The following is a 16,053-nucleotide window of genomic DNA, read 5'->3' as shown; positions in this document are numbered from 1 at the left end:
AGGTGACTGGTTGTATCAAAACAAGTCAGTACTGCTCTGAAGAGCTTGTAAGAGCTTTAAAAGGGGTTCTTACTGCGGGACGTAAACTAATTACTCGTGTTTTTGAATGGCGCATTGATTCTCAAGTACGCCATGTTCTTTAACTTGGAGTTCTGTGAATAACTGTATTTTGATAAGAGAGTTAACTCAATAATGCCCCTAAATTCCTTAGACTAAATAATCTACATAATTAATGATGTCTGTATTTGCCTTACTAAAACTTATCCGATTGAGTTGATAACAGATCATTTTCGCTATTAAGCGATATCTTACAACTTAGATTCCTTTCTTGTGGCAATAACTTATGGATTATCAGTTGATGTGATATGAGAATAGTTGCATTATTAAAGAGTGAAAAACAACAAATTATCGGCTATTAAGCCTCTGTACTTTCGTGTTCTTTTTGCAACTATAGTGTAGGAGTAATTTTAATAATGAAAGCAAAGATAGTTTTCTTGATATCGACATTGTTAGCGTCTCAATCAGCATTGGCAGCATTTAAGTCGAACAACTGGATTGATGAAATGAACGATATAAAAGTGTATGAGCAATACACGTCTAATCGTGGCAATTCTATTGGGTTCAGGTGTGACGTTCAAAAAGGCAAGCATAAAGACCTTATGTTGACTTTCGCAAGCAAAAAAAATGTAGCAACACCAAGTAATGGTAAGGTCGAAATCGAAATGCGTGTTGATGATGGTAAAGTTTATAATTTAAGAGGGAAAACATATTCGAACTCATATAAGAGCGGTGTTATTGGGAATATTCCAGAATCGTTATTAAATAGCATTAGAAGTGGCAACAAGCTGCTCGTTAACATCTATGTTTATAATCAACTAAAAATGAAACAAAGCTTTAGTTTGTCTGGATCGGCTAAGGCGTTGCAGCAGACTGCTGACAGATGTGATTTCGTGGTAAATAGCAACCCTGAACTAGAGCTGAAAATTAAAGAAATACAGCGTAAGAGAGACGAGGAAATTCAAGAAATAACTAGCAAGTATGCAAAAGAAATTCAAGTACTTAAGGCTAGTTACAAGTAACTGTATAACAATGAATTTATGAGTGATTAACAACGCTTGGTACCTTCACTTCATGCAAGTTGAGTTTCATAATGAATGCCTGCATCATAGATGAAATGTAAATACGGAAACCTGTCTAATTAACGTTGTATACTTTTATGAAAGGTGGAACTTTGAGGTTAGGTCAATGTGGTCTTTGTTTAGAATACAAAGAGTTAAGAAATAGTCATCTTATGCCAAAGGCGCTCTACAAAAAATTGAAAGGGGCTTTTGATGGTGATGATCTAGTTTTAAATCAAAGTCATGATAAATCTTCAATCTACTCTGACTTTCAAGTTACTTCACATTTCCTTTGTTCTGAGTGTGAGTTACGCTTTTCTCGCCTAGGTGAAAATGCGGTTGTGTCAGAGTGCTATACTGGCACTGACAAGTTCCCTCTTTTAGAGCGCCTCAAAAGTGCAAAGCAATTTGCCAGTACAAGTAAAAGAAGAGAGAGTTGGTTCAATCCAATCCAGAACGACTTCCCTAATACTGACTGCTATCTATATTTTGCAGCAAGTATCATTTGGCGTGCCTCTGCTTGGCCAATGGCAAAAAACTCTAATCAAAAGTCATTGGGCCCTCGTTACCAAGAAGAATTTCGTAGTTACCTTCTTGGGGAGCGAGGATTTCCTTCGAACGCATATCTAGCGGTTTATGTCGACATCGATGAAGATATTATACCAAAAGTATCTTTTCCAACTTCATCGAAAAAATTAGGTTATCACCATCATATATTCTACATTCCAGGTGTTAAATTTAGCTTAATTGTAGGTGGAAACGTTGGAGAGGTTAGAAAGTTAAGTTCGGCGCAAGCCACGAAAGCATTTTTTATCTCTTATAGTTTTAAAAAACATCCTGATTATCAGTTTATGGTTCGTGAGCTACTCCAAGAGTATAAACCTAAAGGACGGTTGGCGCGGGAACGACATGTATAACGACTATGGCATTGTTTGCCTGATTCAGGCTAATCCATAGATAACTAATTTAGCAGACTCACTAATACGGAAGTGTCTATACATCACTTTAAGTTTGTGTTTCTACACGAAACGGCAACATAGTTCCAATGATGGACTTTAGCCTGTACTGTATGAACAGAATTACTTTAGAGAGGCTAAAAGTTGTCTCGTGAAGTAGTGACGATTCAAAGGTCTATTATTAAGAATGTTATGTACTTTGGAGTTCAATTGAATATTGCCGAGTTTTTTAGTTTCTTGTCACAAGAGGGTAGAACCGTTATCTACTTTGTTGCGTCAGCGTATGCCCTTTATTTTTATCATACGAAAATAGGGTTTAGGCTAAGTATTACCTACGAAGTTAGCGGCGATGCATATACTGACAGTCAAATAACCAAACTGGTGGTTAGTAACCACAAAGATAAAACAGTCCCAATTTGGTCTATATATACGGTTGTAGAAAATGATATAAAAGTAGAGGTATACAAACCAAAAGAACCAGTGGTTTTGAAATCTGGAGAGTCTATGTCAATTGCACTGGAAAAATATACATCTCTCTCTATTGGTGGCGACCATTTTGAACCAAGTTTTTTCGCTCGAGATGTAGACTTCTACATCAATGTAGGTAATAAGTTCGTCAAGTGTAAGGATAGGAAGTTCAAAGATAATTTTCTTGAGAAAATACCTCAAGCGAATAAAACAAGACTGCTCTTTGATGGACATTTATACAATGAGAACGTTGATTATATTTTGGTGTATTTTCTAGATGGTAAAAAACATACAGCGTATATCGATAGCCGCGGTTTTATTGGGCATGAGTGGGATCTTGCGCCAAACAATTTTGGTCAAGCTACCGTTACACCAGAACTAATTGAAAAGACGCTTGAGACCTACGGATATACATTAATGTTTTCTAACTATGCTTGCTTTAAGCGTAATGGGCATGATTTTGATGTTGCGTTTAAAAAACAGAGATGACAAAGCATTTAAGACTGATTCACAACGCTTGCGGTTTTCTATTCGCTCAAAGAAGTATAGGCAAGTGCTGCTCACACCTTAATGTGGCTTTACAGTTTTTTCCACAGGTGTTTTTATTTTCTCTAAGCCCACAATATCCATATCACTTATAGCATCAGTTTTTAGCGTTTGATTAGCTCCGTAATGTTATCTGATTATGTAGTAGTGATAGGGCGGGAGAGGTGACTATTGTCACCAACATCAAAGGAAGGTTGCTATAAATTTTGTATAGAAAAATACGTTCTTAGGCCTTTAAATTTAGTGCCTTCTCAGACTTGAGTCGAGAACCGAACGATGATGAGCTAAGGCGTCTTTGATTCGAAAATCACTAATCAACTATAAAATTATCGTGTGCAGCAATGTGTGTAGCAAGTAAATAAAAAGGCCTAGAAAATAAATTAACTAGACCTTTAAAATCATTGGCTTATAAACTAATTTCTAGTTCATGCCGTATTTTTTTAGTTTTTTACGAAGAGTACCACGGTTGATACCCATCATATTGGCTGCGCGAGTTTGGTTACCGCGAGTATATTGCATGATGGTGTCTAGTAATGGTTGCTCAACTTCTGCCAATACTAGTTCGTACAGGTCGTCAACGTCTTGACCATTTAACTGAGCAAGGTAATTTTTCAAAGATGCTTTTACAGAGTCACGTAGAGGCTTCTGAGTTACTTGATCTTGTGAAGTTACAGTAGTGACTGTTAGTGGTTCAGAAGTTAAATTTTGTTCGAACATATTATGCTAGCTCTTCTCGTAATTTATGATGCAAATTGTACAAAGTAACCTTCTAATGCATCTAGTTGCTGACTAGCAGCTTCTATTGCGTTGAAGGTACGGCGAAACTCACTCGCTTGTCCATGCTCTTTTAAATACCAACCCACATGCTTTCGAGCAATGCGAGGGCCAAGAAATTCACCATAAAATTGATGAAGCTCTCGAACATGTCCAAGTAAAATATCCTGCACTTCCTTATAAGGCAGTTCAGGCAAGGTGGTGCCGTGTTCCAAATAATGATGGATTTCTTGAAAAATCCAAGGACGACCTTGGGCAGGCCGACCAATCATTAAAGCGTCCGCTCCGGTGTAATCTAGAACGTATTTGGCTTTCTCTGGACTGTCGATATCGCCATTAGCAATAACGGGTATAGAGATAGCCTGTTTGACGGCTCTAATGCTGTCGTATTCCGCCTCGCCTTTGTACATACAGGCTTTTGTTCTTCCATGAAGAGCAAGAGCTTGTATGCCACAGCCTTCGGCCATTTTTGCTATTTCGACACAGTTTTTATTGTCTGTGTCCCAACCTGTACGGGTTTTCAGAGTAACTGGAGCATCTACTGCATTAACCACCTCAGTTAATATTTTTTCAATAATATCTGGGTGTTGCAGTAGTGCTGACCCCGCCAGCTTTTTATTTACTTTTTTTGCCGGACAGCCCATGTTGATATCGATGATTTGAGCACCGTTTTCAACACTGTGTATGGCTGCTTCAGCCATTAACTTGGGCTCAGAACCCGCAATTTGTACAGAGCGAATGCCCGATTCACCCTCATGCACCATGCGTTGCTTTGATTTGGCCGTTTTCCAGAGCCTAGGATTAGAGGACATCATTTCACTGATAGCCATCCCAGCACCGTATCGAAGACATAACTCTCGAAATGGTCGATCGGTCACACCAGCCATTGGTGCCACAATCAATTTGTTCTTAAGTTGATAATTTCCGATTTTCAAAAGGCCGTCACAGTTCTTATCTAGCAAGGGCGCGCATTTTACGCATTTTTTCGATGCGTGAAAAGACTAATTTTTGAGCATTTACAATTTGTTTTTCAAATTGCCTAATTTTCAATCAATTAGTGCCTATTTTGCTAAGATTTTTTTTGTCCAGAGATACGACACCACTCTTGTAGTTCGGCGATAGGATCAATATCGAGTTTATCTTGGTAATAACTGGCTACGTCTTCTGCTTGTGTATCGAGTACTCCAGACATGGCAAGTAAACCATTTGGCTTGATTAATCCTTTAATTACAGGAGAAAGTTCTCGTAGTGGAGCGGCGAGAATATTGGCTACTACTATGTCAGCAATTAAGTCTTGCGGTTGGTCTTGAGGCAAATACAGTGCTAATTGTTCGGCAACACCATTGCGTTTGGCATTTTCTTTGGAGGCTATAATTGCTTGCGGGTCAATATCAATGCCGACCACTTTGTCTGCGCCAAGTTTAATGGCAGCAATAGCAAGAATGCCTGAGCCACAACCAAAATCGATCACTGTTTTGCCTTTAAGGTCTATGCTTTCAAGCCATTCCAAGCAAAGTGATGTGGTTGGGTGTGTTCCGGTACCAAAGGCTAAACCGGGATCTAGCATCACATTAATGGCATTGGGTTCAGGAACTTCTCGCCAGCTTGGGCATATCCACAAGCGTTGTCCAAATTTCATAGGGTGGAAGTTTTCCATCCATTCACGCTCCCAATCTTTATCTTCTAGCTGCTCAATTTTGTAAGAAAAATTATCAGCCAGTAATTGTGATTGGGTTATTTGACTTAATATTAAGGCGGTGTCGACGGTTGCATCGTATAAGGCTACCACGTCGGTTTCACCCCAAAGATGAGTTTCTCCCGGAAGTGGCTCAAATATCGGAGTATCTTTTGAATCAAGAAAAGTAACTGATAAAGCACCAGTTTCTTCCGACAACATATCACCAATTTGCTCAGCATTGTCAGCTGTTGCGTTGAGTTTTATTTGAATCCATGGCATGAGAGTCACTCGATAGGTAAATTAATTTGAGGGAATTTTAGCAGAATCTTGCTGATATGGTACTAATCGTCTTTTGAGTAACGTATTTTATTGATAAACCATTCTTTGAATCCTTCGGGAGTTTTTACCGAAAATTCATCATCAACTTGTTTCTTTAGTAACGCTCTTGCCATAGGTGAATCAATCGATACGTAATCTTTTATTCCACCATAAATTTCGTCTGGACCGACTATTTTGAAGGTCTTTATGTCGCCTTGTTCGTTTTCAATTTCTACCCAAGCGCCAAAAAACACTTTGCCTTCTTGTTCTGGTGAGTAATCGACCACTCTAAGCTGTTCTAATCGTTTTCTTAAAAAACGTACCCGTCGGTCAATTTCTCTTAAGCGTTTTTTATTGTATTGATAATCGGCATTTTCACTGCGATCACCCAAACTCGCTGCCCAAGTTACTTTTTTGGTTACCTCTGGACGTTCTTCTCGCCAAAGATAATCAAGTTCTTTTTGCAGCTTATTGTACCCTTCACGAGTGACCAGGTTTGTTTTCATATGAGCTTCATTTTTCTGAACGGTGTTAGTTTTTTATATTGTGTAACATAAATAATGAACTTGGCAATGGCGAGAGATAACATAATTAGTGTGTTGTTATTTTCTGTGTACAAGATTTAGACAATTATTGATAATATAACAGTAAATATTTGCATGAAATTTACTATGTAAGTTATAGAATTAGGTATGCTTAATAGATAAGGTATTCGGTTTAGGTTTATAGCCTTTATCCTTGACGTTATATTTACTTATGAGTACCGAGTTCATTCATAGATTATTTTAATGTAACGTCTATGCCGCTGGGTTTAGTTTATTTCATTTCCGTTAGGTTATTTGGGACAATAGATGCAAGAAAACCATAAAATATTAGTTGTAGATGATGACGCCAGATTACGTTCTTTGTTGGAACGCTATCTTACCGACCAAGGATTTCAGGTGCGAGGTGTTGCTAATGCAGAGCAGATGGATAGATTGCTAGCACGAGAAACGTTCCATTTAGTCGTATTGGATCTTATGTTACCAGGTGAAGATGGTCTTTCTATCTGTCGTCGTCTTCGCAGTAATGATAATAGAATCCCAATTGTTATGTTGACCGCTAAAGGAGATGAAGCTGATCGCATAATTGGTTTGGAAGTGGGAGCAGATGATTACTTACCCAAGCCGTTTAATCCACGTGAGTTGTTAGCTCGTATTAATGCCGTGTTGCGTCGACAGGTTGTCGAAGCGCCAGGAGCACCGAGTGCAGAAGAGACCAATATAGAATTTGGTGAGTTTCGTTTAAACCTTGGAACAAGAGAGATGTTTCGTGGTGATGAATGCATGCCTCTTACGTCTGGCGAATTTGCCGTGCTGAAATCCTTAGTGACCAATGCAAGGAAACCGATGTCTCGAGATCAGTTGATGAATATGGCTAGAGGCCGAGAATATTCAGCAATGGAACGTTCAATCGATGTGCAGATATCCAGATTGCGTAGAATGTTAGAAGAAGATCCAAGTCACCCTAGATATATACAAACAGTTTGGGGTTTAGGTTATGTGTTTGTGCCTGATGGTCAAGCGGTTTAATTCTATTATCAAAAACCCTTAAACATTCGTTTTAAGGGTTTATTATTTTTGGGGCAGTTATGCTTATCCGCAGTTCTCACACGCAAACGGTCATACTTTTCATTTTAGTTCTTTTAGCCAGCCAAGCTTACTCTTATTTTGCCATATTTAACTATGCTTTATTACCGAGTTTACAACAGTTTAATCGTATTTTAGCCCACGAGATAAATCTGATATTAGACGATAGGGCCGAGCTTGAAACGGGAGAATATTTGCAAGCGCCTTCAAGAAGAAGGTTGCTAGACAAACTTGGTGTGACCGCTCATCAAGAAGGCGATGCAATTTATGCGGAATTTAATGATGCCACCAGTATCGATTTTTTAAGTCATGAAATGAGTGATGAACTGGGTGGTGCGTCAGAAGTGAGGTTATCTTCTGGTAGTGAGAGTTATATCCTGTGGGTTAAGTTAGAAAAATTACCCAATATTTTATTGAGAATACCGCTTTCAGAATTACAAGAAGAGGATTTTATTCCTCTGTTTAGAAACAGCTTACTGATTGCGATACTGATCATTTGTTCCTGTTGGGTTTTTGTCAAAATTCAAAATAGACCTTTGGTGGCACTAGAAGGAGCAGCAAGAATGGTGGGCCGAGGTGAGTTTCCAACACCTTTAGCAGAGAAAGGTGCCAGTGAAATAAGAGCAGTAACTCAGGCTTTTAATCAAATGTCGCAAGATATCCAGAAGTTAGAAGAAGATAGGGCTTTGTTGATGGCTGGCATTAGCCATGATCTGCGTACACCGTTAACCCGAATCCGTTTAGCAACGGAAATGATGTCCGAACAAGATAGTTATCTTGCGGAAGGCATTATTCAGGATACGGAAGAGTGCAACGAAATTATTAATCAGTTTATGGACTACTTGAAACCTGTTAATACAGATAGCTTTCAACAGGTTGATTTAAATGTTATTGCTAACAATGTTGCAAGTGCAAGTAATAACGCGAGTGCGAGTAAAGAAAATGCCAATGGAGACAATGTAAATCAAGTGAAAATTAGTCTTGCAAGCGAACCTTGCTTGTTACAAGGAAATGAAATTGAAGTAAAACGTTCATTGACCAATCTGGTGGTTAACGCAGAAAGGTATGGTAATGGGTGGGTGAGAATAACGACTGGAATGACAGTAGATAAGCAGTCGGTGTGGGTTTGTGTCGAAGATAATGGTCCTGGAATCAATATTGATCAACTTGATAAATTGTTTGAACCGTTTACTCGCGGAGATAGTGCGCGAGGCAGTGAAGGAACGGGTTTAGGTCTTGCTATCGTTAAAAGAATTGTTACGCAGCATAATGGCTCTATCTCTGTAACCAATCGTTCTGAAGGGGGTGGAAGGGTGCATTTACAATTCCCGAGTGTGTCTCGATCAAACAAAGTGAATAAAAACAAAAGAGCTTAAAACGAATAACCCGAATGTCGTTTGAATAATCTGAGTATGGGTTTAAGAATTTGAGTATGATTTAAAAACCAGCGTTTAGATTAAATCATCAAAGCTAAGATTAAATAGATAACTAACGCTGATATCAGGCGTTAGAATAAATATCACGCTCTCCTAACCAGCGTGTAATAATGGCTTGTGCGTTTTTAGGATGATTATCGTGAATAAATCGAGCCATGCGTTGAATATCGGGTATAAGTCTTTGATCTCTTATGAGGTCGGCGATTTTTAAATCGGCGATACCGGTTTGCTTCGTTCCCAATAGTTCTCCCGGACCTCTGATTTCTAGATCGCGCTGAGCGATAACAAAGCCATCGTTACTTTCTCTTAGTACCGCTAAACGTTTTTGAGCGGTTTTGGAAAGAGGGGAGTGATAGAGTAAAACACAGTGACTTGCTACCGTTCCTCGACCGACTCGGCCTCTAAGTTGATGGAGTTGAGCTAAGCCCAATCGCTCAGGGTTTTCGATGATCATTAAACTAGCATTAGGCACGTCAACGCCCACTTCAATAACGGTTGTTGCAACAAGTAAATGCAATTGGTTATTTTTAAACTGCTGCATTATGGCTTGCTTCTCGGCGGGTTTCATCCTGCCATGAACGAGGCCAATTTTTAGTTCAGGGAGTTGTTTTTGCAGTTCTTCAGCGGTGTCTGCTGCGGCCTGTGCTTCTAACACTTCTGACTCATCAATCAGAGTACACACCCAATAGGCTTGTTTGCCTTCGTTTAAACAGGCATTACGCACTCTATCTATAATATCGTCTCGTTTAGTATCAGGAATTGCTACGGTTTGGATCGGTGTTCGCCCGGGAGGTAACTCATCAATAATAGAGGTTTCCAAATCGGCATAGGCTGTCATGGCCAAAGTTCTAGGGATAGGGGTGGCAGTCATGATCAGTTGGTGAGGGAAGGCGCCCTGAATTTCACCTTTTTCTCTTAGTTTTAAGCGCTGATGGACACCGAAACGATGTTGCTCATCAATAATCACTAACGCCAGTTGATTAAATTCGACATGATCTTGGAATAGTGCATGGGTACCGACCACCATTTTAGCCTCGCCACTGGCTATTTTAGCTAACTCTGTTTCTCGAGCTTTCCCTTTTAGCTTGCCGGCTAACCAAGCGACTTGAATGCCAAGTGGCTCAAGCCAATTGGTAAAATTGATAGCATGCTGCTCGGCTAACAATTCGGTTGGGGCCATTAAGGCAACTTGATAACCAGATTCAATGCCTTTTACCGCAGCAAGAGCGGCAACCAATGTTTTACCTGAACCTACGTCACCTTGAACCAGACGCATCATTGGGTGCGGTTTGAGTAAGTCGGCTTCTATTTCTGTCACGACTCTGTTTTGCGCATTGGTTGGTGAAAACGGTAATTGTGCGAGTAGCTTATGTTTAAAGTGATCTTGGGCGGTTAATGGTAAAGCATTATCTTTTTGTCCTTTATTGCGAACTGCCAGCATAGAAAGGTTTTGCGCCAATAACTCTTCGATAATTAATCGCTGTTGTGCAGGTGTTTTACCTTCATCAAATTCTTGTATATTGGTAGTGGGAGGTGGGCGATGAATAGTGTGTAGAGCTTGAGACAAGGTTAATTGGTTGTTATATAAACCTGATGGTAATAATTCTTCAACCGCTGCGCTTTCTAATAACTGTAACGCTTGTTCCGTTAGATTACGTAAAGTGTTTTGTCGTAAGCCTTCGGTGGTGGGATAGACCGGAGTAAGATTTTGTTCTACATCTGGTTGAGTTGCTGGAGCGAAAAACTTGTAATCGGGATGAACAATTTCTAACCCATAATTACCGCGTTTAATTTCTCCGTAAGCATGCACCAATTTTCCAATTGTGAAGTTATTTTTCATGCCTGCAGTAAAATTAAAAAAGCGTAATGTGACGGTACCATTGCCATCACTTATTTTAACAGTAAGCATTTTTTTACGGGAAAAAGTTGTATCAACGCTCATGACTTCACCTTGAACTGCAGCCCATAAACCGGCGTGAAGTTTGACCATGGGATATATTCTGGTGCGATCTTCATATCGCAAAGGAAGGTGGAATAACAAATCTTGTACTGAATATAAAGCGACTTTTTGTAACTTCTCGGCTACCTTGGCGCCAACACCAGATAGAGAAGTAATCGAAACGCTTGATAAAAGTTGGGACATAATTTAACTCACTTTCAATTCAGTACGTAGTCATATCAAGTAACCGAGGCAAGGCGTGATTCTTTACGTAACATTTTATTTTTTACAAAACATTTTACTCTCAACATAAAGCTTCGCCTATATAGCCAATATGTTTATAGTTATTCAATCATCTCACTGTCTATTTGTACAGGTTTATAAGTAGGTAAATAGTATTAATCGTTAACGTTATTACCAATAAAAAAGCACTCGTTAGAGTGCTTTAGAAGAGAGGAAAATTCAGATGACCTTATTGGAGACCGAGTTTTTTCTCTAAATAATGAATGTTTGCGCCGCCGTGCTGGAAGTTTTCATCATTCATAATATCTTGTTGCAGTGGTATGTTGGTTTTAATACCTTCGATGATCATTTCACCTAGGGCGTTTTTCATACGTGCAATAGCCACATCTCGATTTTCACCGTAGGTAATTAACTTACCTACCATTGAATCGTAATGAGGTGGAACCGTATAGCCAGCATAGATATGAGACTCCCAACGAACGCCCATTCCACCTGGTGAATGGAAACGTTCGATTGTGCCTGGGCAAGGCAAGAACTTTTCAGGATCTTCGGCATTAATACGACATTCAATGGCATGGCCACTTAATTTAATATCATCTTGAGTAAAGGATAATGGTTGGCCTGCTGCTACACGAAGTTGTTCTTTAATTAGGTCAACACCGGTTACCATTTCTGTTACTGGATGCTCAACTTGAATTCGAGTATTCATTTCAATGAAATAGAATTCACCATTTTCATATAAGAACTCAAATGTGCCAGCACCACGATAATTAATTTCAAGACAAGCTCGCGTACAACGTTCGCCGATGTATTTACGCATTTCTTCGGTAATACCTGGAGCAGGTGCTTCTTCAACCACTTTTTGATGACGACGCTGCATAGAACAGTCTCGCTCACCAAGGTGGATAGCACCACCTTGTCCGTCAGCGATGATTTGAACTTCCACATGGCGAGGGTTTTCAAGGTACTTTTCCATGTAAACCACATCATTGTTAAATGCCGCTTTTGCTTCTGCTCTAGTCATAGCAATTGCTTCAACCAACTCAGGCTCACTACGTACAACACGCATACCACGACCACCACCGCCACCTGAGGCTTTAATGATTACAGGATAACCAATACGCTTAGCGTGCGCTTTATTTTGGTTGTCATCATCATCAAGTGGGCCATCAGAACCCGGTACACAAGGTACACCTGCTCGTTTCATTGCATTGATAGCAGAAACTTTGTCGCCCATAATGCGAATCGTTTCAGCTTTAGGACCAACAAAAATAAAACCGCTTCGTTCTACTTGTTCCGCAAAATCTGCATTTTCAGACAGAAAGCCATAGCCAGGGTGGATAGCTATCGCCCCAGTGACTTCGGCTGCTGAGATGATACGCGGTATATTCAGATAACTGTCTATTCCGCGTGCAGGACCGATACAAATCGATTCGTCTGCTAATAATACGTGTTTAAGATCGCGGTCGGCTGTTGAATGTACCGCAACTGTTTTGATACCTAATTCTTTACATGCGCGAAGTATACGAAGTGCAATTTCACCTCGGTTCGCGATGACTAATTTGTCCAGCATAGTGATTGGCCTCTATTATTCGATGACGACAAGCTATTATTTGATAACAAGATGTTATTCAATAACAACAAGCGGTTGATCGAATTCAACGGCTGCACCGTCTTCAACCAGAATAGCAGTAACAACGCCCGACGTATCAGCTTCAATCTGATTCATCATTTTCATTGCTTCAACGATACAAAGTGTGTCACCAGCAGAAACTGATTGACCCACTTCAATAAATGATTTCGCTTCTGGGCTTGGAGAGCGGTAGAAAGTTCCGACCATTGGAGAAAGAACTTTATGACCAGCTGTTTCAGTGGACGCTGGAGCAACATCAACAGTTGCTGTTGCAGGAGCAGCTACCGCTGGTGCTGATGCTATTGGAGCTTGTGAATATTGCATTGGTGCAAATTGCTGTGCAGGACCGTTACGACTAATACGTACGGATTCTTCACCTTCTGATATTTCTAGCTCAGAAATACCTGACTCTTCTACTAATTCAATAAGCTTCTTTATTTTACGTATATCCATCTTTTCTTTCTCTTTGTCTGTTAAACGTTTCTCACTCTAAGACAGAGTGAAACGAAATTAGTTCTTTACGACTTTGATTTCAGCTGTTCTATCGCTGCCATCAAAGCAAATTGGTAGCCTTGAGCGCCTAATCCACATATCACACCCACTGCTTTATCTGATAAATAAGAGTGGTGACGGAAAGGCTCACGCGCGTGAACATTGGATAAGTGCACTTCAATAAATGGGATTGCTACACCGAGTAAAGCATCACGTAAAGCAACACTTGTATGGGTAAATGCAGCGGGATTAATAATAATGAAATCGACCTTGTTATGAGCCGCATGAATGGCTTCTAATAATTCATATTCCCGGTTAGATTGTAGGTGCTGAAGTTCAATATCCGCACTGTTGGCCTGTAGAACCAAGTCATCTACTATTTGATCTAACGTTTGGCTTCCGTAGTGGCCTGGCTCTCGAATACCTAATAGGTTAAGATTTGGGCCGTTTAAAAGTAGAATGCGTAACTTTGTAGTCATCGTGTTGTCATCTTCCTTTAATTCGGATTAACTTCGAATATTTCTATTATTATAGATGAAAATGTGATTTTTCCAGTTTATTTTTGAGAAAAATTCATTTTAGCCCACGATTATAGCTAATTCACCGAAAATAGCAGCATTTTACTGGTCTAATCACCCATGTGAATGGTTTAAGTTGTAGCAGAGGCGACATTTTTGCAACTGTGTCACCTGGAACGCTAATGTAAATTGTTCAATATTTCTAGTGATATTTTTTAACTTCGTAATAATCAGCATAGCCTATTCGCTGGAAAGGATAAAAAAAAGCGCTATAAAAATAGCGCTAAATGGTAGAACTGATGTGTGTTTAGTTGATTCGGTTAAGACATTTCGGCTTTTTCAGCGATCAGTTTATCGACAACACTTGGGTCGGCTAATGTCGAGGTATCGCCTAAATTACTGGTGTCGCCAGTGGCTATTTTACGCAATATACGGCGCATTATTTTACCTGAACGAGTTTTCGGGAGCGAGTCTGTCCAGTGCAACACATCGGGGGTCGCAATTGGACCTATCTCTTTTCTCACCCAATCTTTTACTTCTTTATGCAGTTCTGCACTTGGATATTCACCCGAATTTAGCGTGATGTAGGCATAGATAGCTTGTCCTTTAATATCATGAGGAACACCAACAATTGCCGCTTCTGCTATTTTATCAAAGGCAACCAGTGCAGATTCAATTTCAGCTGTTCCCATTCTATGGCCCGATACATTAAGAACATCATCTACACGACCAGTAATCCAGTAATAGCCATCTTCGTCACGACGAGCGCCATCACTAGTAAAATACATGCCTTTAAAAGTAGAAAAATAGGTTTGTTCAAAGCGGTCATGGTCACCATAAATACTGCGCATTTGACCCGGCCACGAATCTAAGATAACTAAGTTTCCGTCGGTTGCCCCTTCGATGATATTGCCCATATTATCGACTAGGGCTGGCTGCACGCCGAAGAATGGGCGAGTCGCCGAACCCGGCTTCAAAGCGGTGGCTCCGGGTAGCGGAGAAATAAGAATGCCACCGGTTTCTGTTTGCCACCATGTATCAACGATAGGGGATTTTTCATTGCCAATAGTTTTGTAGTACCACTCCCAGGCTTCTGGGTTGATAGGTTCACCTACCGAGCCCATAATACGTAAACTGTTTCGGTTGGTGCCTTCAATCGCTTCATTGCCTTTGGCCATCAGGGCTCGAATCGCTGTAGGAGCGGTATATAAAATAGAAACTTGATGTTTATCGACTACTTCACTCATTCGATTTGTATTTGGATAATTAGGTACCCCTTCAAATAGAATAGTTTTCGCGCCGTTGGCTAATGGCCCGTAAACTAAGTAGGTATGGCCAGTTATCCAACCGACGTCAGCGGTACACCAAAACGTGTCACTGTCATTATAGTCAAACACATATTTAAAGGTCATCGCCGCATAAACAAGGTAGCCTCCTGTTGTGTGCAGAACACCTTTAGGCTTGCCAGTTGAACCTGATGTATAAAGAATAAATAGTGGGTCTTCTGCCTTCATCTCTTCTGGCGGACAATCATCTGAAACAGTGTCGGTTGCTTCGTGCCACCAAATATCACGATGTTCATGCCATTCGATATCACCACCTGTTCGTTGCAGCACCATTACTTTGCTGACACTGCTTGTTTCAGGGTTGGTTAGTGCTTCGTCGACATTCTTTTTCAATGGTACAGCACGTCCTGCACGAACGCCTTCATCGGCTGTGACGATGACTTTCGCGTTAGAATCGATTATGCGACCAGACAGAGCTTCTGGAGAGAAACCGCCAAAAACAACAGTGTGAACAGCCCCAATACGGGTACAAGCCAGCATGGCTACCGCGGCTTCTGGTACCATTGGCATGTAAAGACAAACCACATCGCCTTTATGCACACCCGCTTCTTTTAACGCGTTAGAAAATTGACACACCTTTTGGTGTAATTCATTGAAGGTTAATGTTTGATCTTGTGTTGGATCATCTCCTTCCCAAATGATGGCAACTTCATCACCTTTTTGGGCTAGATGTCGATCAATACAGTTAGCCGAAACATTCAATGTTCCATCTTCAAACCAGCGTATATCAACGTGTCCAGTATCGAAAGAGGTACTTTTAACCTGGGTGTATGGCTTAATCCAATCGACAATTTTGCCATGTTCTCCCCAAAAACCTTCCGGATCACTAACCGACTGTTGGTACATAGAAAGGTAAGTTTCATTGTCCGCGTGGGTGGTGGCTTTAATATTTTCTTTGACTGGATACACACTCATTGCTTCTCTCCTTGTGATGTAAGCAAACTTCCGTTGAGTTCATTT

Annotated in this window: 14 protein-coding genes; 5 read left to right on the top strand and 9 right to left on the bottom strand. The window is 40.3% G+C overall.

The genetic code is table 11. From position 1 onward, the window contains the following. Positions 1-473 precede the first annotated feature (473 nt). The 3 genes from R3X26_RS13920 (at position 474) to R3X26_RS13910 (ending at position 3,031) form a co-directional block, all read left to right on the top strand. On the top strand, positions 474-1,079 hold the full coding sequence (locus R3X26_RS13920) for a hypothetical protein (RefSeq protein ID WP_317717937.1): 606 nt from the start codon (positions 474-476) through the stop codon (positions 1,077-1,079). 137 nt (positions 1,080-1,216) lie between these two features. Next, positions 1,217-2,035, top strand: coding sequence for a hypothetical protein (locus R3X26_RS13915; RefSeq protein ID WP_317717936.1), 819 nt, complete (start codon positions 1,217-1,219; stop codon positions 2,033-2,035). A gap of 183 nt (positions 2,036-2,218) precedes the next feature. Next, positions 2,219-3,031, top strand: a complete 813-nt coding sequence (locus R3X26_RS13910; protein WP_317717935.1) for a hypothetical protein — start codon at positions 2,219-2,221, stop codon at positions 3,029-3,031. Between the two features lie 477 nt (positions 3,032-3,508). Here R3X26_RS13910 and fis read toward each other — a convergent pair whose 3' ends face one another. From fis to greB, 4 genes are all read right to left on the bottom strand, one after another. After that, on the bottom strand, positions 3,509-3,805 hold the full coding sequence (fis, locus tag R3X26_RS13905) for a DNA-binding transcriptional regulator Fis (RefSeq protein ID WP_317717934.1): 297 nt from the start codon (positions 3,803-3,805) through the stop codon (positions 3,509-3,511). Positions 3,806-3,828: 23 nt separating this feature from the next. Beyond that, positions 3,829-4,797 (bottom strand): tRNA dihydrouridine synthase DusB, encoded by a 969-nt coding sequence (gene dusB / locus R3X26_RS13900; RefSeq protein WP_317717933.1) that lies wholly within the window; start codon positions 4,795-4,797, stop codon positions 3,829-3,831. 134 nt (positions 4,798-4,931) lie between these two features. Then, entirely contained in the window at positions 4,932-5,819 is an 888-nt protein-coding gene (gene prmA, locus R3X26_RS13895) for a 50S ribosomal protein L11 methyltransferase (RefSeq protein WP_317717932.1), read from the bottom strand. A 62-nt stretch (positions 5,820-5,881) separates the two neighbouring features. Beyond that, positions 5,882-6,364, bottom strand: a complete 483-nt coding sequence (gene greB, locus R3X26_RS13890; RefSeq protein WP_317717931.1) for a transcription elongation factor GreB — start codon at positions 6,362-6,364, stop codon at positions 5,882-5,884. A 345-nt stretch (positions 6,365-6,709) separates the two neighbouring features. On the opposite strand from greB, the gene ompR reads away from it, so the two are divergent. Further along, positions 6,710-7,429, top strand: a complete 720-nt coding sequence (gene ompR, locus R3X26_RS13885; protein ID WP_317717930.1) for a two-component system response regulator OmpR — start codon at positions 6,710-6,712, stop codon at positions 7,427-7,429. A gap of 59 nt (positions 7,430-7,488) precedes the next feature. After that, positions 7,489-8,862: a two-component system sensor histidine kinase EnvZ gene (gene envZ / locus R3X26_RS13880; RefSeq protein WP_317717929.1), complete on the top strand. Its 1,374-nt coding sequence runs from the start codon at positions 7,489-7,491 to the stop codon at positions 8,860-8,862. 124 nt (positions 8,863-8,986) lie between these two features. On the opposite strand, the gene recG is transcribed toward envZ, so the two are convergent. The 5 genes from recG to acs all read right to left on the bottom strand — a co-directional run bounded on the left by recG (position 8,987) and on the right by acs (position 16,008). Next, on the bottom strand, positions 8,987-11,065 hold the full coding sequence (gene recG / locus R3X26_RS13875) for an ATP-dependent DNA helicase RecG (RefSeq protein WP_317717928.1): 2,079 nt from the start codon (positions 11,063-11,065) through the stop codon (positions 8,987-8,989). Positions 11,066-11,333: 268 nt separating this feature from the next. Further along, positions 11,334-12,677 (bottom strand): acetyl-CoA carboxylase biotin carboxylase subunit, encoded by a 1,344-nt coding sequence (accC, locus tag R3X26_RS13870; RefSeq protein WP_317717927.1) that lies wholly within the window; start codon positions 12,675-12,677, stop codon positions 11,334-11,336. Between the two features lie 54 nt (positions 12,678-12,731). Next, positions 12,732-13,190, bottom strand: coding sequence for an acetyl-CoA carboxylase biotin carboxyl carrier protein (gene accB, locus R3X26_RS13865; RefSeq protein WP_317717926.1), 459 nt, complete (start codon positions 13,188-13,190; stop codon positions 12,732-12,734). 65 nt (positions 13,191-13,255) lie between these two features. Next, the gene (gene aroQ, locus R3X26_RS13860; protein WP_317717925.1) at positions 13,256-13,708 is read right to left on the bottom strand and encodes a type II 3-dehydroquinate dehydratase; all 453 of its coding nucleotides are present in this window, start codon (positions 13,706-13,708) and stop codon (positions 13,256-13,258) included. 359 nt (positions 13,709-14,067) lie between these two features. Next, positions 14,068-16,008: an acetate--CoA ligase gene (acs, locus tag R3X26_RS13855; RefSeq protein ID WP_317717924.1), complete on the bottom strand. Its 1,941-nt coding sequence runs from the start codon at positions 16,006-16,008 to the stop codon at positions 14,068-14,070. Positions 16,009-16,053 lie beyond the last annotated feature (45 nt).

Source organism: Vibrio sp. TH_r3 (assembly GCF_033101115.1).
Taxonomy (GTDB): Bacteria; Pseudomonadota; Gammaproteobacteria; order Enterobacterales; family Vibrionaceae; genus Vibrio.
Note: the sequence above shows the minus strand (reverse complement) of the source record. Positions and strands in the feature narration are given on the sequence as shown.

What these genes read in the sequence shown, in the direction of transcription:
- R3X26_RS13920 (WP_317717937.1), top strand. Translation starts at nt 474, where the DNA reads ATGAAAGCAAAGATAGTTTTCTTGATATCGACATTGTTAGCGTCTCAA.
- R3X26_RS13915 (WP_317717936.1), top strand. Translation starts at nt 1,217, where the DNA reads ATGAAAGGTGGAACTTTGAGGTTAGGTCAATGTGGTCTTTGTTTAGAA.
- fis (WP_317717934.1), bottom strand. Translation starts at nt 3,805, where the DNA reads ATGTTCGAACAAAATTTAACTTCTGAACCACTAACAGTCACTACTGTA.
- prmA (WP_317717932.1), bottom strand. Translation starts at nt 5,819, where the DNA reads ATGCCATGGATTCAAATAAAACTCAACGCAACAGCTGACAATGCTGAG.
- greB (WP_317717931.1), bottom strand. Translation starts at nt 6,364, where the DNA reads ATGAAAACAAACCTGGTCACTCGTGAAGGGTACAATAAGCTGCAAAAA.
- ompR (WP_317717930.1), top strand. Translation starts at nt 6,710, where the DNA reads ATGCAAGAAAACCATAAAATATTAGTTGTAGATGATGACGCCAGATTA.
- envZ (WP_317717929.1), top strand. Translation starts at nt 7,489, where the DNA reads ATGCTTATCCGCAGTTCTCACACGCAAACGGTCATACTTTTCATTTTA.
- recG (WP_317717928.1), bottom strand. Translation starts at nt 11,065, where the DNA reads ATGTCCCAACTTTTATCAAGCGTTTCGATTACTTCTCTATCTGGTGTT.
- accC (WP_317717927.1), bottom strand. Translation starts at nt 12,677, where the DNA reads ATGCTGGACAAATTAGTCATCGCGAACCGAGGTGAAATTGCACTTCGT.
- accB (WP_317717926.1), bottom strand. Translation starts at nt 13,190, where the DNA reads ATGGATATACGTAAAATAAAGAAGCTTATTGAATTAGTAGAAGAGTCA.
- aroQ (WP_317717925.1), bottom strand. Translation starts at nt 13,708, where the DNA reads ATGACTACAAAGTTACGCATTCTACTTTTAAACGGCCCAAATCTTAAC.
- acs (WP_317717924.1), bottom strand. Translation starts at nt 16,008, where the DNA reads ATGAGTGTGTATCCAGTCAAAGAAAATATTAAAGCCACCACCCACGCG.